Source organism: Flavobacterium sp. AC274, assembly GCF_979258275.1.
Window position 1 is genome coordinate 634,617 of sequence record NZ_OZ409852.1, and the last position, 23,746, is coordinate 658,362.

General features: G+C 33.3%; 23 protein-coding genes and 2 pseudogenes. 11 read left to right on the top strand and 14 right to left on the bottom strand.

The window, feature by feature from the left end:
* Window positions 1–10 precede the first annotated feature (10 nt).
* The 7 genes and pseudogenes from ACZZZT_RS02835 to ACZZZT_RS02865 all read left to right on the top strand — a co-directional run bounded on the left by ACZZZT_RS02835 (window position 11) and on the right by ACZZZT_RS02865 (window position 6,661).
* Window positions 11–985: a PorP/SprF family type IX secretion system membrane protein gene (locus tag ACZZZT_RS02835; protein ID WP_042563640.1), complete on the top strand. Its 975-nt coding sequence runs from the start codon at window positions 11–13 to the stop codon at window positions 983–985.
* A gap of 268 nt (window positions 986–1,253) precedes the next feature.
* Window positions 1,254–2,441, top strand: a complete 1,188-nt coding sequence (locus tag ACZZZT_RS02840; protein ID WP_463459344.1) for a phosphoglycerate kinase — start codon at window positions 1,254–1,256, stop codon at window positions 2,439–2,441.
* A gap of 111 nt (window positions 2,442–2,552) precedes the next feature.
* Window positions 2,553–4,241, top strand: a complete 1,689-nt coding sequence (locus tag ACZZZT_RS02845) for a lytic transglycosylase domain-containing protein (RefSeq protein WP_463459345.1) — start codon at window positions 2,553–2,555, stop codon at window positions 4,239–4,241.
* 32 nt (window positions 4,242–4,273) lie between these two features.
* Entirely contained in the window at window positions 4,274–4,387 is a 114-nt protein-coding gene (locus ACZZZT_RS02850; protein WP_463459346.1) for a LysM peptidoglycan-binding domain-containing protein, read from the top strand.
* A 48-nt stretch (window positions 4,388–4,435) separates the two neighbouring features.
* Window positions 4,436–5,403: pseudogene (locus tag ACZZZT_RS02855) on the top strand (DUF4837 family protein).
* 51 nt (window positions 5,404–5,454) lie between these two features.
* Entirely contained in the window at window positions 5,455–6,096 is a 642-nt protein-coding gene (locus tag ACZZZT_RS02860; RefSeq protein WP_073394412.1) for a DUF1579 domain-containing protein, read from the top strand.
* Between the two features lie 118 nt (window positions 6,097–6,214).
* Window positions 6,215–6,661, top strand: a complete 447-nt coding sequence (locus ACZZZT_RS02865) for a GNAT family N-acetyltransferase (RefSeq protein ID WP_463459347.1) — start codon at window positions 6,215–6,217, stop codon at window positions 6,659–6,661.
* A 158-nt stretch (window positions 6,662–6,819) separates the two neighbouring features.
* Here ACZZZT_RS02865 and ACZZZT_RS02870 read toward each other — a convergent pair whose 3' ends face one another.
* The 6 genes from ACZZZT_RS02870 to ACZZZT_RS02895 all read right to left on the bottom strand — a co-directional run bounded on the left by ACZZZT_RS02870 (window position 6,820) and on the right by ACZZZT_RS02895 (window position 11,624).
* Window positions 6,820–7,623, bottom strand: a complete 804-nt coding sequence (locus ACZZZT_RS02870; protein WP_463459348.1) for an OmpA family protein — start codon at window positions 7,621–7,623, stop codon at window positions 6,820–6,822.
* Between the two features lie 4 nt (window positions 7,624–7,627).
* Window positions 7,628–9,265, bottom strand: coding sequence for a S41 family peptidase (locus ACZZZT_RS02875; protein WP_463459349.1), 1,638 nt, complete (start codon window positions 9,263–9,265; stop codon window positions 7,628–7,630).
* Window positions 9,169–10,080 carry a DUF4349 domain-containing protein gene (locus ACZZZT_RS02880; protein WP_463459350.1) on the bottom strand — a complete coding sequence of 304 codons (912 nt, stop codon included), beginning with the start codon at window positions 10,078–10,080 and terminating at the stop codon, window positions 9,169–9,171. The genes ACZZZT_RS02875 and ACZZZT_RS02880 overlap by 97 nt, the downstream gene beginning before the upstream one ends.
* Before the next feature lie 80 nt (window positions 10,081–10,160).
* Entirely contained in the window at window positions 10,161–10,565 is a 405-nt protein-coding gene (gene rnpA / locus ACZZZT_RS02885) for a ribonuclease P protein component (RefSeq protein ID WP_463459351.1), read from the bottom strand.
* Between the two features lie 51 nt (window positions 10,566–10,616).
* Window positions 10,617–11,264 carry a zeta toxin family protein gene (locus tag ACZZZT_RS02890; RefSeq protein WP_463462372.1) on the bottom strand — a complete coding sequence of 216 codons (648 nt, stop codon included), beginning with the start codon at window positions 11,262–11,264 and terminating at the stop codon, window positions 10,617–10,619.
* A 90-nt stretch (window positions 11,265–11,354) separates the two neighbouring features.
* Window positions 11,355–11,624: a hypothetical protein gene (locus ACZZZT_RS02895; protein WP_042563615.1), complete on the bottom strand. Its 270-nt coding sequence runs from the start codon at window positions 11,622–11,624 to the stop codon at window positions 11,355–11,357.
* Between the two features lie 154 nt (window positions 11,625–11,778).
* On the opposite strand from ACZZZT_RS02895, the gene ACZZZT_RS02900 reads away from it, so the two are divergent.
* The 3 genes from ACZZZT_RS02900 to ACZZZT_RS02910 all read left to right on the top strand — a co-directional run bounded on the left by ACZZZT_RS02900 (window position 11,779) and on the right by ACZZZT_RS02910 (window position 14,422).
* Window positions 11,779–12,519, top strand: coding sequence for a lysophospholipid acyltransferase family protein (locus tag ACZZZT_RS02900; protein ID WP_318804645.1), 741 nt, complete (start codon window positions 11,779–11,781; stop codon window positions 12,517–12,519).
* A gap of 51 nt (window positions 12,520–12,570) precedes the next feature.
* A complete protein-coding gene (locus ACZZZT_RS02905) occupies window positions 12,571–13,563 on the top strand; it encodes an acyl-ACP desaturase (RefSeq protein ID WP_042563613.1) in 993 nt (330 codons plus the stop codon).
* A gap of 205 nt (window positions 13,564–13,768) precedes the next feature.
* Complete coding sequence (locus ACZZZT_RS02910; protein WP_463459352.1) at window positions 13,769–14,422, top strand: HD domain-containing protein; 654 nt, start codon at window positions 13,769–13,771, stop codon at window positions 14,420–14,422.
* 298 nt (window positions 14,423–14,720) lie between these two features.
* Here ACZZZT_RS02910 and ACZZZT_RS02915 read toward each other — a convergent pair whose 3' ends face one another.
* From ACZZZT_RS02915 to ACZZZT_RS02935, 5 genes are all read right to left on the bottom strand, one after another.
* Window positions 14,721–14,843, bottom strand: coding sequence for a FeoB-associated Cys-rich membrane protein (locus ACZZZT_RS02915; protein ID WP_073394401.1), 123 nt, complete (start codon window positions 14,841–14,843; stop codon window positions 14,721–14,723).
* Window positions 14,844–14,849: 6 nt separating this feature from the next.
* Window positions 14,850–16,949, bottom strand: coding sequence for a ferrous iron transport protein B (gene feoB / locus ACZZZT_RS02920; protein ID WP_463459353.1), 2,100 nt, complete (start codon window positions 16,947–16,949; stop codon window positions 14,850–14,852).
* Window positions 16,949–17,188 carry a FeoA family protein gene (locus tag ACZZZT_RS02925; RefSeq protein WP_017495803.1) on the bottom strand — a complete coding sequence of 80 codons (240 nt, stop codon included), beginning with the start codon at window positions 17,186–17,188 and terminating at the stop codon, window positions 16,949–16,951. Before ACZZZT_RS02925 ends, feoB begins: the two co-directional genes overlap by 1 nt.
* 103 nt (window positions 17,189–17,291) lie before the next feature.
* Window positions 17,292–17,957 carry an SCO family protein gene (locus tag ACZZZT_RS02930; protein ID WP_042563610.1) on the bottom strand — a complete coding sequence of 222 codons (666 nt, stop codon included), beginning with the start codon at window positions 17,955–17,957 and terminating at the stop codon, window positions 17,292–17,294.
* A 138-nt stretch (window positions 17,958–18,095) separates the two neighbouring features.
* A complete protein-coding gene (locus tag ACZZZT_RS02935) occupies window positions 18,096–19,022 on the bottom strand; it encodes a DMT family transporter (protein WP_463459354.1) in 927 nt (308 codons plus the stop codon).
* Between the two features lie 199 nt (window positions 19,023–19,221).
* On the opposite strand from ACZZZT_RS02935, the pseudogene ACZZZT_RS02940 reads away from it, so the two are divergent.
* Window positions 19,222–21,280: pseudogene (locus ACZZZT_RS02940) on the top strand (M13 family metallopeptidase).
* A 58-nt stretch (window positions 21,281–21,338) separates the two neighbouring features.
* Here ACZZZT_RS02940 and ACZZZT_RS02945 read toward each other — a convergent pair.
* The 3 genes from ACZZZT_RS02945 to ACZZZT_RS02955 all read right to left on the bottom strand — a co-directional run bounded on the left by ACZZZT_RS02945 (window position 21,339) and on the right by ACZZZT_RS02955 (window position 23,712).
* Window positions 21,339–21,743, bottom strand: a complete 405-nt coding sequence (locus ACZZZT_RS02945; RefSeq protein ID WP_463459355.1) for a c-type cytochrome — start codon at window positions 21,741–21,743, stop codon at window positions 21,339–21,341.
* 2 nt (window positions 21,744–21,745) lie between these two features.
* Complete coding sequence (gene hemB / locus ACZZZT_RS02950; protein ID WP_302094057.1) at window positions 21,746–22,738, bottom strand: porphobilinogen synthase; 993 nt, start codon at window positions 22,736–22,738, stop codon at window positions 21,746–21,748.
* An 86-nt stretch (window positions 22,739–22,824) separates the two neighbouring features.
* Window positions 22,825–23,712, bottom strand: a complete 888-nt coding sequence (locus ACZZZT_RS02955) for a fructose bisphosphate aldolase (protein ID WP_463462373.1) — start codon at window positions 23,710–23,712, stop codon at window positions 22,825–22,827.
* Window positions 23,713–23,746 lie beyond the last annotated feature (34 nt).

Sequence of the window (23,746 nt, forward strand, 5' to 3'; positions counted from 1 at the left end):
AATTATTACAATGAAAAAATTATTTTTATCCTTAGTACTCATGGCTGTAACAACAAGTTACAGCCAAGAGCTAAACCTACCGGTATTTACTCAGTATTTAGCTGATAACCCTTTTGTGCTTTCTCCCGCTTATGCAGGTATTGGTGATAACCTTAGAATTCGTCTTAACGGACTTACACAATGGGTTGGAATAAAAGATGCGCCTCAAAACCAATCTTTGTATGCTGATTTTAGAGTTTTAGATCGTTCAGGAGTTGGTATCTCATTGTATAATGATAAAAATGGTTATACACGTCAAACCGGTGCAAAAGTTTCATTTGCGCACCACTTGATTTTAGATTATTATTCAAAACAGTACCTGTCTTTTGGTATTTCGTATAACTTCAATACGTTTAAAATTGATATAGATGAATTCAATAACACAATTGAACATCCAATTTTAGACCCTTCCGTTACAGATAATCGTTATACATCAAATAACAACTTTGACATTAGTGCTTTATACCGTAATAAGAATTTTTACTTAAGTTTTAATGCAAATAACGTTTTGCAAAAAAACACCGACAGATACCGTGGTTTAGAACCAAGTTTACTTTCAAACTATCAGGTATATACTGGTATGATTTTTAAAGATGGAGAAAATAGCCGTATCGAATACGAACCGTCTGTTTACTACCAATATTTTGCCAGCGATAAACGTTCTACTACCGATTTTAACTTCAAGTACAGACGTTACAATCGTTACGAAGATTACTATTGGATTGGAGTTTCATACCGTTTCTTAAACGACCAGTTTCCAAAACCATTATCAGTTGGACCAATGTTAGGTTTCATGAAATCTAAATTTTACTTCGGATATTCGTATCAGGTAATGTTCAACGATCTTGGTAATTATAACACAGGAACACACTCGATTACTATCGGATTCGATTTCTTCGGATCAATCAGTAACTGTCCTTGTACACAAAGTCCGGTACACGACTAATAAATTTTACATTTAAGATTTACTGTAGACTAAATCCTATATTTTTTCGTTTTACTATAAAATGAAAGGCCATTATTTGGTTTACAGTAACTTTTAATTGTTAAATATTCTGCTAAACAATTTTATATTTTTTAAAATAAATTTGTTTGTTTTCTTAATTTACAACGTTTTCGTTGTTATTGGTAGGTTATTTTTATATTTTTCGAATTTAATACTACACTAAAAGTTCTATATTTGTTATTCTTTCAAAAAATTTAAAAATTATCAAATGAAAACTTTAAACGATTTCGACTTTAAAAATAAAAAAGCAATAATCCGTGTAGACTTCAATGTTCCTTTGGATGAAAACTTTAATGTAACTGATGCAACACGTATCGAAGCTGCAAAACCTACCATTGATGCAATCTTAAAGCAAGGTGGAAGTGTAATTTTAATGTCACATTTAGGAAGACCAAAAGGTGTAGAAGAAAAATACTCATTAAAACATATTTTAAAAACAGCTTCAGAAATTTTAGGAGTTGAAGTTAAGTTTGCAACTGATTCTATTGGAGAACCAGCACAAACTGCAGCTAAAAACCTAAAACCAGGAGAAGTTTTATTACTTGAAAATTTACGTTTTCATGCAGAAGAAGAAGCTGGAGATGTTGCTTTTGCAAAAGAATTAGCTTCACTTGGAGACATCTACGTAAACGATGCCTTCGGAACTGCACACAGAGCGCACGCCTCAACTACAATTATTGCACAATTTTTTCCAACAGAAAAATGCTTCGGAACATTATTGGCAAAAGAAATAGAAAGCTTAAACAAAGTACTTAAAAATAGCGAAAAACCAGTTACAGCAGTTCTTGGCGGATCTAAAGTTTCCTCAAAAATCACCGTAATCGAAAATATCCTTGACAAAGTAGATCACATGATTATTGGAGGTGGAATGACTTTTACATTCGTTAAAGCACAAGGCGGAAAAATTGGTGATTCTATTTGTGAAGATGACAAACAAGATTTAGCACTTGAAATTTTAAGATTGGCCAAAGAAAAAGGAGTTCAGATTCATATTCCGGTTGATGTTATTGCTGCAGATGATTTTTCAAACACAGCAAATACACAAATTGTAGATGTAACAGCAATTCCAGACGGATGGCAAGGTCTTGACGCAGGTCCTAAATCATTAGAGAATTTCAAAAAAGTAATTTTAGAGTCAAAAACAATTTTATGGAATGGTCCATTAGGCGTTTTTGAAATGGAATCTTTCGCAAAAGGAACTATCGCTTTAGGTGAATTTATTGCAGAATCTACAGAAAAAGGAGCTTTTTCACTAGTTGGAGGAGGAGATTCTGTTGCTGCAGTAAAACAGTTTGGTTTTGAAGATAAAATGAGCTACGTTTCCACTGGTGGCGGGGCAATGCTAGAAATGTTAGAAGGAAAAATCTTACCTGGAATCGCTGCGATTTTAGACTAAAATTTCACAATTAACATTTTTTTAGATAGTTTTTATGGATAAACTATTTAGTTTTGCAAAAAGTAATCACTCTGTAATTGTTTGAATTATAGAATTTTAAATAAATGTTATATGATTATAAGGAAAATTTCATTAGCGGTTTCTGTCTTCTTTTCTGTAGCTTCTTTTGCACAAGATGTTGCAAAAGCAGATTTAGAAATTAAGCCGGATGTTAAAGTCTCTTATTTAGATTCAGTTAAAAACTCTTTCAAAAAAGATCTAATGTGTACTCGTGTAGACAGTCTTTGGATGAACGAATTAGTGAGTTTAGATATCTATGATGATTTAACGAAAGACATTCAAACCATCAATACAGATATTTCTGTTGATGAAGAATTACCAACTGAATTGCTTAAACAGCGACTTCAGGTGATGAATGAGAAATCGCCTTTTGAGATCGAATATAATCAGGGATTAGAAAACATCATAAAGTCATTTCTTAAAAATCGTAAAAAATCATTTTCACGATTAATGGCTTTATCAGAATATTATTTTCCAATTTTTGAAGATGCCTTTGCAAAACAAAACGTTCCTTTAGAAATTAAATATTTAGCCGTTGTAGAATCTGCTTTAAACCCTAAAGCAGTTTCTAAAATGGGCGCCACCGGAATCTGGCAGTTTATGTACGGAACCGGAAAACAATACGATCTTAAAATCGATTCGTATATAGATGAACGCAGCGATCCTTTAAAATCAACTGCTGCATGTTCAGAATATATGACTAAAATGTTCAAAATTTTTGGTGATTGGGAGTTAGTTCTTGCATCGTATAATTCAGGACCAGGAAATGTAACAAAAGCCATTCGTCGCTCTGGCGGAAAAACAAAATACTGGGACATTCGTAATCATCTTCCAAAAGAAACTCAAGGTTATGTTCCGGCTTTCTTAGCAACAATGTATCTTTTTGAATTTCATAAAGAACACGGAATCAACCCGGAAAGAGCTGTAGTTAAAAACTTTGAAACTGATACCGTTCAAATTAAAAATCAAATGTCATTCAAACAAATTGCCGATTTGTTAGACATGCCACAATCACAAATACAACTTTTAAATCCTTCATATAAATTAAACGTTGTCCCATTTTATCAAAACGAACAACACTTTTTACGTTTGCCGAAAGATAAAATTGCAACTTTTGTAAACAACGAAGATAAGATTTATGATTACGTAGCTTATCAGTCACAACATAAAGGACTTCCAAAGCAATTAGCTTTAAAAGTTTCACCAAAAGGAAAAGCTAAACTGGATAATGCAGTTGCCACAACAGAAACAAAATATTATAAAGTTAGAAAAGGGGACAACCTTGGTTCGATTGCAGATAAGTATGATGTTTCGATTTTAGAGTTAAAAAAATGGAACAATCTTAAAGGCAATGCACTAACTCTAGGTAAAACTTTAAAAATCAAATCAAACAACGATTCGATTGTAAAAAATCCAAAAGAGTTAAAAGTAATTCCTGAAGTTGATAAAAAATCTGAAGAAGCACTTGCGTCTGCAGACAATAACGATAAAGGCGGTAAAAACCTTGAATACGTAGTTGCTGCCGGAGATAATTTAGGAAGTATTGCTAAAAAATTCAATACATCAATTGCAGATTTAAAAGAATTGAATAACCTGACTTCTAATAATATTGGATTAGGAAAATCATTAATCGTTGGCAAAGAAATAGTTATTGAAGATGAAACACCAGCAACAAATACTGCTGTAGCTTCAAGCTCTATAGATTCATTCAGAAAAAAACAGCTTCGGCTAAAAATATAACAGAAGATTATTACGTTAAAAAAGGAGATTCATTGTATAGTATTTCTAAAAAATATCCTGGAGTAACAATTTCAGATATTAAAAAATGGAATAATATTAAAGATGGAGATATTAAACCCGGAATGAAACTTAAAATAAACGGATAATAAAAAAATCTTAACTAAATTTGGGTTTTATTTCATTAAACTAAGAAAATGAATAAAACCCATTTTTTATGCCTTTTACTTTCGTGTTTGTTCGTTTCTTGTTTTAAAAACGAGAAACAGCCTCAGCCTGTTTCCGGTAAAACAAACACAATATCAGTTATCATCGACGATCAGTTGTGGTACGGTGAAGTAGGCGATACCATTCGAAATAAATTTGCTTCTCCCGTTTTGGGACTTACCCAGGAAGAACCACTGTTTACCATCAATCAATATCCGGCCAAATTATTAGAAGGATTTGTTACCGATAGCCGAAGTATCATTGTAGTAAAAAAAGCTGTAACAGATAAATTCGAAATTAAACACAGCGAAACATTACCACACAATACATTCCGTATTTACGGTAAATCTGTTGAAGATATTATTTGCAGTATCGAATTAAATTCGGCACAAATTATCAAGATGATTCGCGATGCCGAAATTCAAAAAATTCAGCAGGACAACAGCAAATCATTGTTGAATCCGGCGGTAATAAAAAACAAGTTTCACATCGATTTACAAATTCCCTCCGGTTACGAATATATGTTGCATAAAAAGAATTTTATGTGGCTGAAAAAAGAAATCATCAGCGGGAATACAAGTTTGCTGATTTATCAGATTCCAATTCGCAGACTTACCAAAGGTTCAGATATTGTGGGCAATATTGTTCGTATGAGAGATTCAGTAGGCCGATATATAAAAGGACGAGAGCCAGACACGCCAATGATTACCGGCGAAGCATATGCACCATACTTTTCGACAACAATATTAGACAGAAAAAAACATATGAAACCAAAGGAACCTGGGAGTTAAAGAATGATTTCATGACTGGGCCTTTTATAAACTACGCTATTATTGACGAAGCTTCAAGGAGAATCTTGGTTATTGAAGGATTTTGTTATTCGCCTTCTAATCAGGAAAGAGACCTAATGCTGGAACTCGAAGCCATTATAAAATCAGTCAAAATAGATAAAAGATAATTTGTTATATTTTTCGTACATTTGATTTAATAACCAATAAATCAATTATTTATGAAAAATCTCTATCTGACATTATTGATATTAGCAGCATGTTTTACTTCTTGTAAAAAGGAAATAAAAACAGAGTCTGAAAATGAAAAGGTTACTGATACTATCAAAACCAAAGAACAAGCTATTGAGCAGCCTTTAGATTCTGCTGCACAAATGAAAGCCTGGGCAGAATATGCAACACCTGGTAACGCACATAAATTAATGGCTGATGAAACCGGAACATGGAATTGTGATATGACTTTTTGGTCAGAACCAAATGGTAAACCAGAGAAAGCAAGTTCAACAGCAAATATTAAAATGATTCTTGGCGGTCGATATCAGGAAGCAAATTATAGCGGCACAATGATGGGACAGCCGTTTCAGGGTAAAAGCACATTGGCCTATAATAATGCCAGCAAAGAATACACTACCACTTTTATTGATAATATGGGAACAGGGATGATGGTGGCCGTAGGAAAATTTGATGAGAAAACAAAAAGTATGGAATTAAAAGGCGATATGGTAAATCCTGTAAATGGGAAAAAAACACCTTATCGTGAAATATATACAATTGTTGATGCATCAACCCGTAAAATGGAAATGTTTGATGTAAAAAACGGCGAAGAGTATAAAAGCATGGAAATTATAATGAAGAAGAAATAAGTAGATATAATTAATATGAAAATCCCGATTACAAGTTGTAATCGGGATTTCTTTTTTAAAATAATAGTAATAAAGATTTTTCAAGTAATTTAGTTGTTTGAAAAAATGAAAAACAACAATGGAATTAAAATGGAAAATAAAGCCTTTTGAGGCATTAAGTGTTCATGAGTTATATGATTTGCTTAAAGTGCGAAGTGAGATCTTTGTAGTCGAGCAAAATTGTGTTTATTTAGACATAGACGGTAAAGACAAGAAAGCTTTACATCTTATTGGAGAATACGACGGAAAAATTGTAGCCTATGCACGTTTGTTTGATGCCGGAATTAGTTTTGATAATGCATCGATTGGAAGAGTAATAGTTGATGCCAATTACAGGGATAAAAAATGGGGGCATGATTTAATGCGTGAAGCAATAGCAGGAATTAAATCCAATTTTGGTAAAGATGCAATTACAATTGGTGCGCAATTGTACTTAAAGAAATTTTACGAAAGCCACGGATTTGTTCAATCAAGTGAAATGTACCTTGAAGATGATATTCCGCATATAGAAATGATTCGAGCTTAATAAAGTTTTTATTTTTTTACTAATGCAACATTGTTTCAAAATATAAAATCGCTCTTTTTTAAAAAATAAACTATTAATAAACAAATGATTACCAATTTCGTTTAAAGCTTAACTTTAAGGCAAAATGTAGCTTTTTGGGTTTGCCTGAAAAAATAAAATTAGATTTGCGTAATGCAAAATTCAACCCTTCGGTCATAATTATCACCTTTTCTCAAAGGATATTTATTGCCACATCCCAGAAAAGTCATTCTGCTTGAAGATACTTTTTTTGACATAAGATATTTAAAAACGGTTTTGGCACGATTCCAGGAAAGTCTTCTTTCTTTGGTTTCCTTGTCAATTCCGTCACTATAAATTTCCGGAGTACAGCAAACGTGACCTCGTATTTCAAACTGAATATTTTTCTGGTGCTGTAAAATAGTTGCTATTTTATCTAATTCTTTTTTAGAATTGTGTGTAAGTTTTGAACTTCCAATATCAAAAAGAATGTTGTCGAGATAAATTTTATCGCCAACTTTTAGTTTGTTTTTAAAAGAACTATAAACTTCTTTTCCGAAACTGTTTTTATTTACAACGATTAAATCAACCCGCCGATTTTTAGAACGTATTTCATTTAGGTTGTCTACAGTATCCGGTTTTAAAATTACCCGGCCTTTACCTTCAAGAATAACTATTTTGCTTTGATTAAAACCCTTCAATACGAGCAGGTTTTGAATTGTACTAACGCGATTCTTAGACAATCTAAAGTTATAGTCATCATCCCCACGATCATCACAATAACCATAGATTTGTATAGATTCCACTTTTGAAGTATCTATTTTTTTAATAAAATTCGCAACAACACCTGTTTGTTGTTCAGTAAGATCAAATTTATCAAAATCAAAAAATATGGTTTCGATTGGTTTTTGCTGTGCCGATAAATTGAGCGTAAAGAATATAAATAAGACTTTACAAATTTTCATTTTTTTACATTTTTAAAATGGTTTTATACTCAGTTTGATTATTTAAAACGGTCACCGCTTTCTTAATTTCTGAATTGTTTTTAATGTAAAATTGATATAAACCTTCCTGATATTGGTATCTTTTAATAAGCTCTTCCTGAATCAGGTTTTTAATCTCTTTTTGGTTTTTATCCAATAAGGTAGTTTCACTTTTCTCTAAGGCGTTTAATAACTGCTGATATTCCGGTGCGATCGTTTCGTCTATTTTTTCGTTTTTGGCTGCGGCCAAAGTATTTTTCAAAGCTACTTCTGTTTCAGTATCAAAAGTAATCTTGTTGGTTTTTAGGTATTGTTTAAAGCTGGCGTAATCCGCATCAGTAAGAACAGGGATTTTATCGCCCAAATTTGGATTTTTATAGTAATAACTGGTAGCGTAATCAAAGATTCCGTCATTCTTCAATAAAGCGGTCGTAATAGGGCTCATTTTTGCCTCATCCAATTCGATATCAGGCAAAACACCGCCGCCATCATAAACAGTTCTTCCTTTTCGGGTTTTAAAAGCATTGAAGTTTTTCGCATCCGTTTTTAAGGCAACGCCATTTTTATCCTTATGCGCATAATCCAAAGCCTGAATACATCTGCCCGATGGTGTATAATAACGCGAGATAGTTACTTTAAGCTGTGTTCCGTACGTTAAATCTACAGAACGCTGCACCAAACCTTTACCAAAACTACGGCTTCCTAAAATTACGGCACGATCTAAATCCTGCAAAGCTCCCGAAACAATTTCTGATGCCGATGCACTTCTGCCGTTTACCAAAATTGCCAAAGGAATTTCGGTGTCTATTGGTTGATTTTGAGTTTTATACGTATTGTTATGCTTTTCAATTCTTGATTTCGTCGTTACGATTACTTCATTCTTCGGAACAAATAAATTACAGATATCAATAGCCTCGTTTAGTAAACCACCCGGATTTCCTCTTAAATCTAATACTATTTGTTTTGCTCCGTCAGCTTTTAGCTTTTCAAGAGCGTCTTTTACTTCGACAGCAGCTTTTCTGCTAAAATGTGCCAAAACGATATAACCTGTTTTATCATCTATTTTTCCGTAAAACGGAACAGACTTAATATCAACTTCATCCAAAACCAACTCTGTTGTAAATGTTTTTCCCTGACGAAGGTATTTTATCGTAATCTTTGTGTTTTTGGTTCCTTTCAATAATTGCGAAGCATCATCCTTAAAATCAGCAATTAAAACATCACCAATCTGAATAATTTCATCACCGGCTTTTAATCCTGCTTTGTCTGCCGGATAATTTTTATAAGGTTCGCGAACAATCAAACGATCTTTCTTTCTGGCGATCATAGCACCAATTCCGGTATATTCTCCCGTATTGTTGATTTTGAAATTGACCACATCCTGTTCATTAAAATAAACCGTGTACGGATCTAAACTTCCCAACATGCTTTTAATGGCTTTGTCCATCAAATCACCCGGATTAGTCTCGTCTACATAATTAGTGTTTACGGCTTTAAATAAAGTGGTAAAAATTTCTATTTGTTTGGCTATTTCAAAAAAATCGTCTTTGAAACTAGTTCCAATAAATAAAAATCCTGCGGCAACGGCTGGTATAACGAACTTCTTTTTAAGATAAGGATACATGATTTATGCTTTTTTCTTTTAAATCGTTTTCTGATAAAATAAACCAGAACAACGAATAGGATAATAAATGGCCAAACGCTAATAATCGAAATTAAGAAACTCGATAAACCAAAAAACCCGGACTTAATTGCTGTCCATATTTTTGATCCGTACGAAGTTTTAATGGCTTCTTTTTCAGCTATGGTTTTGTAAAATTCAATATTGATAGTGCTTTCAGAAACCCGGCTTTCTAAATATTTAAGCTGTCCTTCTTTGGCTTCAATTTCTTCTCTGATAATCGAAATTTGTTTTTCAATTTCTAAAATCTCACTTATTTTAGTGGCTTTTTGTAAAATTTCAAGATATCTGTTTTCGAGTTTCTTTTTTGTTTTTAATCTTGATTCAAGATCAATATATTGTTCTGTAACATCTTCTGCAGAGATTTCTTTTCTTTCAAAATAAGAAACACCTTCAGATATGGACTTTATAAAGGTATCAAAATTCTGACTGGGAATTCTAACGGTTAGATTTCGATAAATATTGTTATAATCCTTTCCTTCGGAATCATTTTGAACAGTTCCTTTATTTGCTGTAATTGCTTTTTGAATTTGAGCAAAAGTATCATCTAAATTGTTAGTTTCAAATCGAAGTGAAGCTTGTTTGATGATCTTTTGTGAAATTTTTGGTATTGCATCAGCTTCGGATGTTTTATATTTTCCTTCGCTTTTAGACGGAAGTTTTATAGCACTAACTGCCATTTCTGCAATTGGTTCTTCGTTTTTACTACAACTTGTAAAACTTAAAACAAATAATGATAAACAGAAAATATATCTCATAAATCTTCAATTAAGAGCTAAAACTACAATTTTTTTATAATTTTTAGTCGAAATCGATAAATAAAGTTGCTATTTGAGATCTAGATTTCAGTTTTGTTTTCAGAATCAGGAGTTTTGTTGATCTGTAAGAGAAATTTCTCAAACAACTGAATCGTTTTGGTATTGATTTCTTCGTAAGATAAACGGTCTTTTGTCTGATAGAAAAACATGAAAGAATAAGGCTCTTCCAGATTATCCCAAAGCAAATGTTTGTTCAGTCGGTAGGTTTCTCTCAAAACACGTTTGAAGTAATTGCGATCAACGGCTTTTTTAAAATATTTCTTAGAAACCGAAACTCCAATTTTAATTTTTTCTTCAGAACCAGCTTCCGCTTGACGGTAAACCAAACGCAAAGGATATTTAGAAACTGATTTTCCTTCAGAAAACAGCAATCCAATAGTTGTTTTGCTTTTTAAACGTTCGTTTTTTGGGTAAGTAAAGTTCATTTAATTCAGAAAAGAAGTGCAATTTTTTGTGCAAAGGTACAATAGTCAGTACTAAACAAAATGATTTAATACATTTTCTTTAAACCAATTTGGAAAATCAACCTCATCAACATAAAGTTTTAGCGACTTAGCATTGTAGATTTCAGCAATTAATGTGAGTTTTTCTCCTGAATTATCGAATAGATAGGTTTTGTCAGAGATTTCAATTGCAGGAAATAAATTTGTAAGAGTTCTGGAATATCTGTTTTTAATCGTTTCTTTATCAACGTCGTGACCGCCTTTTTTAACTCTGTTTTCAACCCGTGAAATATTTACTTCCGGATCGTCAATGCACACAAAGTAAAGATATGTGGTATAGCCCAAAGTTTTTGCGTCTTTAATATCGTTGAGTTTTGAAGGATGACTCATTACTGTTTCAAAACAAAAACTTTGATTGTTTTCAATAAGTTTATCTCTTAAGAAAGAAGAAATTAAAGATCCTTCGTAACTGTTTGAGTTTTTAGAATGTGAAACAATAAAGTTCTCTTTTATCTCTAAATTTATTTTAAAACCTTTTTCTTCAGATTTCTGAATAAGACTAATTGAACTATCTTTTGAGTAAAAGTGATTTAATTCTTCGTTTGTAGCTCTTATATTAAAAGATTCTAAGTCTATTAATCCTTTTGTTGCAAGGATTTTTTCAAGATAGTCTGCGTTAATAAAATGACCGGCATTGTAGTTTCTTGAAAACTCTTCAAAAAGAGTGCTTTTTCCCGATCCGTTAGGACCGGCAAATACGCGAAGTCTTTTTTATTTTCTGCATAGAACCATTCCTTTTTTTAATCCTTTTTCAATTAAAGGTTTGTCTTGAATTTCTCTAATAACTTTGATTTCTCCATTGGGAAGTTTTTCAATAATTTTTCTTCCAGAGATATATTTTATTGATAACCCTAATGCTTTTGATTCCCTAATGGCAAAACTTGACCCCTTTGAAGCAGATTTAATTAAAATTTCTGTTTCATTAAAATCTTTTTGTTCTTTATGATGTTTTAGAATATATCGCGCAATTTTACTTTTCATAACAAGAAGGATAAGTAATTATCTGTCAAATTTACATTATTTTCTTTTTATGCTAATGTTTTACAGCATTTGATTTTCTTAGAGTTGTTTATTGTTTTCAATTTTTATACCGCTAAAAATTTATTTATTACTTTTGGGCATTAATTTTTAAAGCATGCAAAAAATAATTTCGTATCCCATATCCGTAATTTACTATTTGTTATTCAGTTCGGTTTTATTGGTCTTTCATCCAATACAATGGTTCTGCTTAAATGTTTTTGGGTATCAGGCGCACAAAAAAAGCGTTGATTACTTAAATTTCTGGCTTTTAAGATGCACCAATTTGGTAGGAACAACTTATAAAATTGAAAACAGAGAAACAATTCCAACCGGAGTACCTTTGATTTTTGTTTCAAATCATCAAAGTATGTATGATATTATTACAATGATTTGGTATTTTAGACGTTTTCATTGTAAATTTGTAAGTAAGAAGGAGTTAGGTAAAGGAATTCCGAGTGTATCGTATAATTTACGCCACGGTGGATCTGTGCTAATTGACCGTAAAGACCCTAAACAAGCGATTCCTGTAATCAAAGGCTTGTCTGAATATATTGAAAAACATAAAAGATCTGCAGTAATATTTCCCGAAGGTACCCGAAGTAAAACCGGAAAACCTAAAGAATTTGCCCAAAATGGTTTAAAAATATTATGTAAATACGCACCATCAGCATATATAGTTCCGGTTAGTATTAATAATTCATGGAAAATGGTAAAATATGGTCTTTTTCCGGTAGGTTTAGGAAATCATCTTACCTTTACGGTTCATAAAGCATTGGCTGTAAAAGATTATGATTTTGCCGAGTTAATGGCTTTGACCGAAAAAGCAGTAGTAGAAGGAGTAAATGAGTATAAATAGATTTTCGTTTTTAGTAAAAACTAAAACTTAAATCCCAATCTTAAATTAGTAATGTCTATAAAAAACATTAGATTAGAAGTTATGCAGTTTTTGGAAAAAAACGTGGATAGCTTCGTTGAACAGTATTTAATTCCAGTAGAAAAAATTTGGCAGCCGTCAGATTTTCTGCCTAATTCTGAAGGAGATAATTTCTTTGAGGAGGTTAGAGAATTACGTGAAATTGCCAAAGAATTGCCATATGATTTCTGGGTTACGCTTGTGGGTGATACCATTACCGAAGAAGCTTTACCTACATACGAATCCTGGTTGATGGATGTAGAGGGAATAAATCAGGTGGAAAACGGTGGAAACGGCTGGTCTAAATGGATTAGACAATGGACCGGAGAAGAAAACCGCCACGGTGATTTATTAAATAAATACTTGTATTTGTCCGGTCGTGTAAATATGCGTGAAATCGAAATGACAACGCAGCATTTAATCAACGACGGTTTTGATATTGGAACTGGATCTGACCCATACAAAAACTTTGTATACACTAGTTTCCAGGAATTAGCAACTTATGTATCACACAATAGAGTAGCTCAAATGGCGAAGAAATTTGGTGATAATAAATTGTCTAAAATGTGTAAAATGATTGCTGGTGACGAAATGCGTCATCATCATGCATATAGCGAATTTGTAACTCGTATTTTCGCAGTAGATCCTAGCGAAATGATGTTGGCGTTTCAATATATGATGAAACAAAAAATCGTTATGCCAGCTCACTTTTTAAGAGAATCTGGCCAAAAAATAAGTTCAGCTTTTGAACAGTTCTCTGATTCTGCACAACGTATTGGGGTGTATACCGCAAGCGATTATGTAGATATCATGCAGAAATTAATGGATAAGTGGGAAATTGATAAAATGACCGGTTTAACAGATGAAGCAGAAAAAGCACGTGATTACTTAATGAAATTACCGGCTCGTATGGCAAGAATCTCAGAAAGATTAGTAATTCCACAGGAATCACACATCTTTAAATGGGTTGAACCGGCAAGATTATAATTTTAGATTTTAGATTGTTGATTTCAGATTAAAATTGATATTGAAATTGATTTTTGATATTGACATTAAAAATATTGTTGATTGTTGAAGTGTGAAAGCTTTGACAATCAACATTTTTTATTTAAAAAATATAATTAGAATAAATCAGCGATAATCCGCTTAAATCAGCGTCATCCGCGCGCCATTCCACAATACAAAAACAACTATGAATAACCCCGATCTAATAAACAAAACAATTGCATTCGTAAAAGAAAAACTAAATGATGCCGAAGGCGGACACGACTGGTTTCATATCGAACGCGTCTATAAAAATGCACTTTTAATTGCAAAAGGTACAAGTTGTGATTTGGTGGTAGTTCAATTAGGAGCTTTACTTCATGATATTGCAGATAGTAAATTTCACAATGGAGATGAAACCATCGGTCCAAGAACGGCCCGTTTGTTTCTTGAATCTGAAAATGTACCTGAAGAGATTATCCGGCATGTGGTAAACATCATTGAAAACATCTCGTATAAAGGCGGAAATTTCGAAAAGAAATTTTCTTCGATAGAATTAGATATTGTTCAGGATGCAGATCGTTTAGATGCAATTGGAGCAATTGGTGTTGCAAGAGCTTTCAATTACGGAGGATTTAAGAACAGGACTTTATATGATCCTGAAATTGCGCCAGTAACCAATATGACCAAAGAAGAGTACAAAAAGAATAATGCTCCAACTATAAATCATTTTTACGAAAAGCTTTTATTGTTATCCAGTAAAATGAATACCGAAACCGGAAAACAAATTGCCGCAGAAAGACATCGTTTTATGGAATCTTTCCTGGCACAATTTTATGCGGAGTGGGAAGGAGTGAAGTAATTTTTAGTATTCAATCCCGGTATTGAGTTTTAGTTTTTGTTGTTATTGATGTTTCATAATAAAATACGAAACCGCAACTGCACAAATAAACCCTATTGAAAACCACAATAATCGTGTAACTCTATTGTCTCTAATAATCTCACTTTTATCAAAATCTGTCATTTCTTTAAAATTTGAATTAATGGATCAAATTTAAAAGATATTGAGTTGATAAAAAGTGAGTTAAGGACTTTATTGTATCAAAAAAAGGCAAGTTATTTTTGCAATTTTAGAATAAGAAGAAAGCTTAGAACCTTTTCTAAGAACATCCACAATTTCCGTCACCACAGTCTTTTTTCTTTTTAGATTTCCAAAAGAACTTTTTGACTAAAAAAGCAACGGCAATAAATAATATTACAAAAGCGATAATTTCCTGTATCATGGCAGTTTATTTTAAAAGTTGATACGCCAAAAGTGCGACAAAGTAAGCCAGACCACTCATTAAAACAAGCTGCATTGCAGGCCATTTCCATGAATTGGTTTCTTTTTTTGTCACCGCAAGCGTACTGGCACATTGCATAGCAAAAGCATAAAATAGCAATAATGAAATTCCGGAAGCAAAATTGAAAATCTTTTCTCCTGTTTGAGGGTTGACTTCTTTTTGCATTTTGCTTTTTATAGTAGTTTCATTATCACTGTCTCCAACACTATAAATCGTAGCCAATGTTCCCACAAATACTTCACGTGCCGCAAACGAACTGATAATTGCAATTCCGATTTTCCAATCGTAACCCAAAGGAGAAATTGCCGGTTCGATCGCTTTACCCATAATTCCGATATAGGAATTCTCTAATTTTTGAGAAGCAACTTCATTTTCGAATTCAACTTCATTTAAAGGCTTATTTACAAATCTTTCTTTTACGATAGTTTCAGCCTCGTTAAAATCTTTTCCGGGACCGTATGAAGCCAAAAACCATAAAATAACAGATATCGCAAGAATGATTTTACCCGCACCAACAATAAAAGCTTTGGTTTTTTCGACAACATTAATTCCAACGTTCTTGAAAAGAGGTAATTTATAACTAGGCATTTCGACAACGAAATATGTTTTATTATCGAGTTTTAAAACTTTATTTAAAATATAAGCTGATAGAATTGCTGTTCCAAATCCAAGTAAGTACAATAACATCAACGATAATCCTTGCATATTCAAAATTCCGAAAACACGTTCATTCGGAATTACAAGTGAAATAATAATCGCGTAAACAGGTAATCTGGCAGAACAAGTCGTGAATGGCGTTACCAAGATCGTAATAAGGCGTTCTTTCCAGTTTTCAATATTTCTGGTAGCCATAATTGCCGGAATCGCACATGCAGTTCCTGAAATTAGCGGAACAACACTTTTTCCCGAAAGTCCAAATTTACGCATGATCTTATCCATCAGGAAAACCACACGGCTCATATATCCGCTTTCTTCCAAAATTGAAATAAACAGAAACAAAAACGCAATTTGCGGAATGAAAATAATAACACCGCCAATTCCAGGAATAATTCCCTGCGAAAGTAAATCGGTTAGAATACCACTTGGTAATTCTGCGGCAACCCAACTGCTTAATGAAGCAAAAGTGCTGTCGATGAAATCCATAGGAATTGTTGACCAGCTAAAAATAGATTGAAATATGATAAACAAAATAGCAAGGAAAATAAAGTAACCCCAAAACTTATGGGTCAGAACACGATCCAGTTTTGCTCTAAAGTCTTTTGCCATCGAAGCATCCACTTTTAAACCTTCTTTTAAAACATCATTTATAAACTGATATCTTTTGATGGTTTCCTTTTGCTGTAAGCGTTTTAATTCAGAATTAGATTTGGTAAAAGTGCTTCGAATTTCATTTCTGTCTAAATTCGAAAAATTTACATCTTGCGTAATAACCAGCCATAATTTGTAAATAAGCTGATTGGGAAAAGCATGCTGTAATTTTTCAAAATATTCAGGATCAATAACCGATGCATTTAAACAAGCTTCGTGCGGAATGGTTTTATAGGAAACAATTAATTCTTTTAAATTGTCAATTCCTAAACCTTTGCGCGAACTTACAAGAGCAATTTTAGTTTTTAGTTTTTCTTCTAAATAAGGAATATCAAGTGTAATCCCTTTTCTTTCCATTCGATCAGACATATTAATGACTAAAATCGTCGGAATCTCAAGGTCTTTAATTTGGGTGTAAATCAGTAAGTTTCGTTTCAGATTTTCAACATCTGTCACCACAACCGCTACATCCGGATATAATTTATCATTTTTGTTTAGCAAAAGTTCAATTACAACACTTTCATCCATTGAACTGGCATTCAAACTATACGTTCCGGGCAAATCCAGAATGTTAGCTTTTATGTTGTGAGGTAATTTACAGAAACCAATTTTTTTCTCAACCGTAATTCCGGGATAATTTCCAACTTGTTGATTTAAACCGGTAAGCTGATTGAAAACAGAAGTTTTTCCCGTGTTGGGATTTCCGATAAGGGCAACATTAATATTTTGAATGCTCATTATAAATTGGTTTTGATAAGTTCAACTTCAATTTCACGAGCAGTTTCAACACGAATCGCAACATGCGAGCCATTAATGTCAAGATATAAAGGATCTCCAAAAGGAGCAATTTGAAGTAATTCGACTAAGTTGCCCGGCAAACAACCCATTTCTAATAATTTTAGAGGAATAAGATCGATATCAAAATCTTTGATAATGGCTTTCTCGCCTTTTTTCAGAGTATGTATTGTATTTTGCAAGCTTATTTAGATTGAATTTAGATTACAAAAGTAGGCAATAATTCTTTATTGCAAGGTATTTAACACTTTTGAATATGCTAAATCTTTCTAAAAATAAGGGATTTTACTCTTTAGACAAGAAATCAATGTCTTCCAAAAGACGTTTCATTTCTTCTTTGTTTGTTCCGTCATAAAATCCGCGAACACGACGTTTTTGATCTACCAGAACAAAATTCTCTGTATGCACCATATCATAAAGCTGATCTGGTCTGCCCAATTTTACAGCCAAATACGATTTTCGTGCCATCGTATAAATATCTTTTTTATCGCCGGTAACCAAATTCCACTTACTGTCTACAACATGATGCTTTATAGCATATTCTTTTAAAACCGGAATACTGTCAACTTCCGGGAAAACGGTATGGGACAATAACATTACTTTTGGATTATTCAAAACCGCTTTTTGAACTTCTTCAAGATTGGTTGTCATTTTTGGACAAATAGATCCGCAGGTTGTAAAGAAGAAATCAGCAACATAAATTTTTCCCTCATAATTTTTCTGAGTAATCGTATCGCCGTTTTGATTCACAAAAGAAAAATCAGCAATTGTATGATATTTGCTTTTGTACTGAACAGTGCTATCAACCAATTCTGGGTTTACATCGGCCGGATTGTAAATTGGTAAAGTTTTTTGTGGCTTTAAAGCCGAATAAAATAGGGATATAGTGACAACCGAAAAAAGAATTAAAACAATAAAGAATTTGCGGTATTTATAAAGAAACGATTTCATAAAAATAATTTGCCGCAAAAATACAAAAAGCACTTTTTAAAAGCTGTAATTATAACTCTTTTTAACAACTGTGTAGTTGGCCACGAATTCACGAATACTATTTTAGATTATAAATTTAATTCGTGAATTCGTGGCGATTCATCTTACTTTAGTTTTTCTGATAGATTTATTTACAAGATATAATCCAATCAAAGTAACAACAACGCCTACAGCAATGGCAGAAGTTAGGCTTTCGCCGAAAATAATAGCGCCTAAAACCATCGCCACAATTGGATTAATGTAAACATAAATACTGCTAATTTCTGTTGGAAGATGCTGCAGCGAATATATAAAAGCAATAAAAGTTAAAACTGAACCGATAATAACCAGATAGCCAATAGAAAACCAGGATTCTGATGGAATTTCACTCAAAGGAATATTAGTTCCCGAAGCTTCTGTAATAACTAAAAGTATAATACTCGAAATAAACATTTGCAACCCCAAACTAAAATACGGATTAAAACTTGCCGCTTTTTTCTTAGTATGTAAAATCCCGAAAGCCCATGTTATTGTCGAAACAATAGTTAAGATAATCCCGAATTGAAAATCTGCCTTAAAGAAGTCTCCCAGATGATCGATAAAAATAATACAAATTCCGCCAAAGCATATTAAAATTCCCGTTATGGCCAATTTTGCAATTCTTTCACCATGAAAAAAGTTAATCACGATAATCCAAATTGGGAATATTGCGCTTATAATGGCGCCTAATCCACTGCTTATATATTTTACACCCCAGGTACTTAATCCATTGCTTAAAGCAAAATTCAAAATTGCCAAAACCAGAATTGTGCGCCATTGTTTGCCTTTTGGCCATGGTTCTTTTTTCAGGATAAAATAAACGATGTATAAAATCCCGCCTAAAAACTGACGAATAGTAGCAAGTTGCAAACCCGGCATGTGTTTTACGCCTTCTTTTGAGGCAAGCCAAGTTGTTCCCCAAAAGAAACTCACCCAGCATACAGCCAGAATCGGAAGTCCGATGGCTTCAATTTTTCCCGAAAATGCATTTTGAATTTTTGCTTTCATTTTGATTAATTCTTCAGACAAATATTCCAAAAACAAATTCAATTAAACTTCAAAATGAAAAGATTTATTCATGAATTTATTTGCTGAAACAGATGAATTATTTGCATTAAAAAACTTACGATAGATTATCGCGTAATTTTAACATAAAGTTTGAAATAATAGCAATATGTTTGTAGATAGACTAAAAACATACACAAAAATGAATAAGCAACTTAGCAAACCATTATTTTGTGCTTTTTCGGCAATGTTATCATTAACAGCAGTTAAGGCTCAAAAGGCAAATACCACCGAACCTGGAATTAATGTTTCATACATGAATACTAAAATTAGTCCGGGAGAAGACTTTTTTCGTTACGTAAACGGAACCTGGTTAGATAAAACCGAGATTCCAAGTGATCGAACTTCCTGGGGAGTTTTAATGAATTGCGTCAACGAACAGATGATAATTCATTGGCTATTTTAAAAGAAGCTTCCAAAAATCCTAAATACAAATCGAATACAGATCAGGGAAAAGCGGTTGCGTTATATAATACAATTCTTGATACAGTTGGCAGAAATAAAAGAGGAGTTACACCGCTTGCGCCTTATTTAAAGAAAATAGATGCAATTAAAAACGTTGCGGATCTGCAAAATTTCTTAATTGAAATGGAACCTCAGGGAGGAATTGGCTTCTTTAGTATTTACATTGGAGCAAATGCAAAAAACAGTAATGTTTATGCTGTAAATATTAGTCCGGGACGTTTGGGATTATCAGATAAGGATTATTACAATTCTGATGATAAAGACTCTAAAGAAAAACGTGAAAAATACGAACTTCATATTGCACGAATGATGCAGTTTATTGGAGAATCTCCTGCAAAGGCCAAAGAAAGTGCAAAACAAATTTTGGCTCTTGAAACTGAAATGTCTGCTCCAAGACTGGATCGTGTGGAGCGCAGAGACCGCAGAAAACAATACAACCCAACTGCTATTGCTGATTTAAAGAAAACTACACCTTCGATTCAATGGGATAAATATTTTGCCGGAATTGGAATGGCAAAACTAGATACAGTAAATGTGCAGCAGCCACGTTATATGGCAGCTTTGGAAAAAACTTTCACAGAAAAAAAGTAGCAGACTGGAAAGAATATCTAAAATGGTGTGCATTAAATAAATCTACATCAACTTTAACGACAGAAATTGAAAATGCAAATTTTGATTTCTACGGAAAAACATTAACAGGAGCCTTAAAGCAACGTCCGAGAGAAGAATTAGCGCTACAAGTAATCAATCAGACTACCGGTGAAGCTTTAGGAAAACTGTATGTTGAGAAATTGTTTCCTGCTGAAGCAAAAGAGAAAGCACAAAAAATGATTCAGAATGTGATTTTGGCTTATCAAAATCGTATCAACGCATTGCCATGGATGTCTAAGGAAACCAAAGAAAAAGCAATTCAAAAATTAAATAAAATTACGATTAAGATTGGTTATCCTGATAAATGGAAAGATTATTCAGCATTAGAAATAAAAAATGTTAGTGAAGGAGGAACCTATTTTGAAAATATAAAAAATGTATCAAAATGGAGTTATCAGGAAAGTGTTGCCAAATTAGGAAAACCGGTTGATAAAACGGAGTGGGGAATGTCGCCACAAACCGTAAATGCGTATTACAATCCATCATACAACGAGATTGTGTTTCCTGCAGCTATTTTACAACCGCCATTCTATAATTACCAGGCTGATGAGGCAGTAAATTATGGAGGAATTGGTGCTGTTATCGGGCATGAAATCTCACATGGTTTTGATGATTCGGGTGCACGTTACAACGCAGATGGAAATCTTGTTGACTGGTGGACGGCTGATGATTTAAAACAATTTACAGAATTAGGAACGGCTCTTGCTAATCAATACAGTGCCTTGGAACCGTTACCGGGAATTCATGTTGATGGTAAATTTACGTTAGGCGAAAACATTGGTGATTTGGGAGGAGTGAATGCTGCTTATGATGGTTTGCAATTGTACCTGAAAGAAAATGGAAATCCGGGTTTAATTGACGGATTTACTCCGGAACAGCGTTTCTTTATTTCATGGGCTACGGTTTGGAGAACAAAATCAAGAGACGAAGCTATTAAGAATCAGGTAAAAACAGATCCGCATTCGCCGGGAATGTACAGAGCAATTGTTCCTATTCAGAATGTGGATGTTTTTTATCAGGCATTCGGAATCAAAAAAGGAGATAAAATGTATATTGAACCAGAGAAACGAGTTAAAATCTGGTAAAATGATAATATAGAAAAGGGCGCTAATTTAGCGCCCTTTTTGTATTTATAAATTTGATTTACTTAAGATTACTGTAAATATAAGTTTCAATAGCTTTTAATTCTTCGTCAGACATTGCTTTTGTAACCGGAAAATTGGTTTTCATAACATCAAATTGACTTGGATCTACAATTGGTTCTGCGTTTCCTTTCAGGAACGTAATAATATCTGCATTTTTATCCTTGTACATTTTGGCAATTTCCTGAATACTCGGACCAATTATTTTTTGATCAACCTGATGGCAGGCAGTACAATTTCCTTTTCCTTCAAAAATTTCTTTTCCTAAAGCTTCAGGTGTTTTGGCTTTCGCCGATTCTCCTTCAGAATAAGATTCTGTTGAATTTTGATCGGTATTTTCGGCTACTTCTTTTTTACAGGATGCTAAAACTAATACAGCAGATAAGAATAATACTTCTTTCTTCATTATTATTTATTTAAAATTACTGCAGCTTCTTTTGCAAAATAAGTTGATATAATACTTGCTCCTGCACGCTTAATGCAATAAAGTTGCTCTAGCATAATTTTGTCATGATCCAACCATCCTCTTTCTGCTGCGGCCTTTACCATAGCGTACTCACCAGATACCTGGTAAACCGCAACCGGTACATGAACGGCATTTTTTACCTCTCGAACAATATCCAAATAAGCGATTCCGGGTTTTACCATTACAATATCAGCACCTTCTTCAACATCCAATAAAGCTTCACGAATTCCTTCAATTCGATTAGCATAATCCATTTGGTATGTTTTTTTATCCTTAGGAATATTTTGAGAATCTACCGGAGCAGAATCCAGGGCATCACGAAAAGGACCATAAAATGCCGAAGCATATTTTGCACTGTAACTCATGATTCCCACATTGTGATGTCCGTTTTCTTCCAATGCTTTTCTAATCGCCAAAACGCGTCCATCCATCATGTCGCTTGGCGCTACAAAATCGGCTCCGGCTTCAGCGTGGCTTAAACTCATTCGGGTTAATGCATCAACAGTAGCATCGTTTACCAATTGACCGTTTTCTATAATTCCGTCATGACCATAAATTGAATAAGGATCAAGAGCCACATCCGGCATAACAATCATCTCCGGAACGGCATCTTTTATAGCACGAATGGTTTGTTGCATTAAACCATCCTTATTCCACGCTTCAACACCTTTATTATCTTTAAGATTGTCGCTTACTTTTACGTAAATATTAACCGCTTTAATGCCTAAATCCCAAGCTTCCTTTACTTCTTTAATCGTATTATCCAATGAATGACGATAAATGCCAGGCATTGAGGGAATAGCAACTTTTACATCTTTTCCTTCTGCAACAAACATCGGAAGCATAAAATCCTGCGGACTTAAACTAGTTTCGCGAACTAATGAACGAATTGATTCATTTGTTCTTAAACGGCGGTTTCTTTGTAATGGGAACATAATATTTTAATTTAAGATTTTAGACTGTAGATTTTAGATTGAGATACTACTTCTAAATCTACAAGCCTATTTTATATTGTAACTTTTTATGTAATAGAAGCAGCGTAAATTTCTTTAATTGTTTTACCAAGCATATTATTGAAATCATTATCAGACTGACCAGCAGAAAGCCCTTCAGACAATGCGCGGGAAAAACTTGCAATCAATCCGTGGTTTTGCGCCAGTTTTTGATTGGCTTCTTCCTGAGCATACCCGCCAGACAAAGCCACAACACGCACAACATGCGGGTCAGACATCAATTCACTATAAAAGTCATCTACAGTTGGAATAGACAATTTCAACATTACTTTTACATCTTTATCTAATAAGTCAAGTTGTTTTTTGATTTCTTCTTTTAGAATTTCTTCTGATTTTTCTTTATCAGCACTATAAATATCAACTTCAGGTTCAATGATTGGTACAAGTCCTTTTTCGAAGATTTGTTTACCAACGGCAAATTGCTGTTCGACTACTTCACGAATTCCAACGACATTTGCTTCTTTTATAAGAGACCGCATCTTAGTGCCAAAAACATTTCTTTCTACAGCACGAGTTAATAATTCATCTAAATTTGAAATAGGTTTCATCAATTGCACGCCATTTGCAAGATCAGCAAGTCCTTTATCGACTTTTAAAAACGGAACTATGTTTTTGTTGTCCCATAAATAATCGGCGGTCCATTGTCCGTCAATTTTACGGTCCATTGTATTTTCAAATAAAATAGCACCAAGGATATATTCGCTATCAAAAGCAGGACTTTTAATAATTCGGGTTCTCATTTCATGCACAAGTGTGTACATTTCTTCATCATTTGCATAACTGCTTTCTTCAACGCCATATTGCGATAATGCTTTTGGCGTGCTTCCACCACTTTGATCTAATGCAGCGATAAATCCTTTACCGGAATGCATGCGTTCTAATTGTGTCTGGTTTATTTTTGTCATAATATTTTAAATTTTAGATTAATTT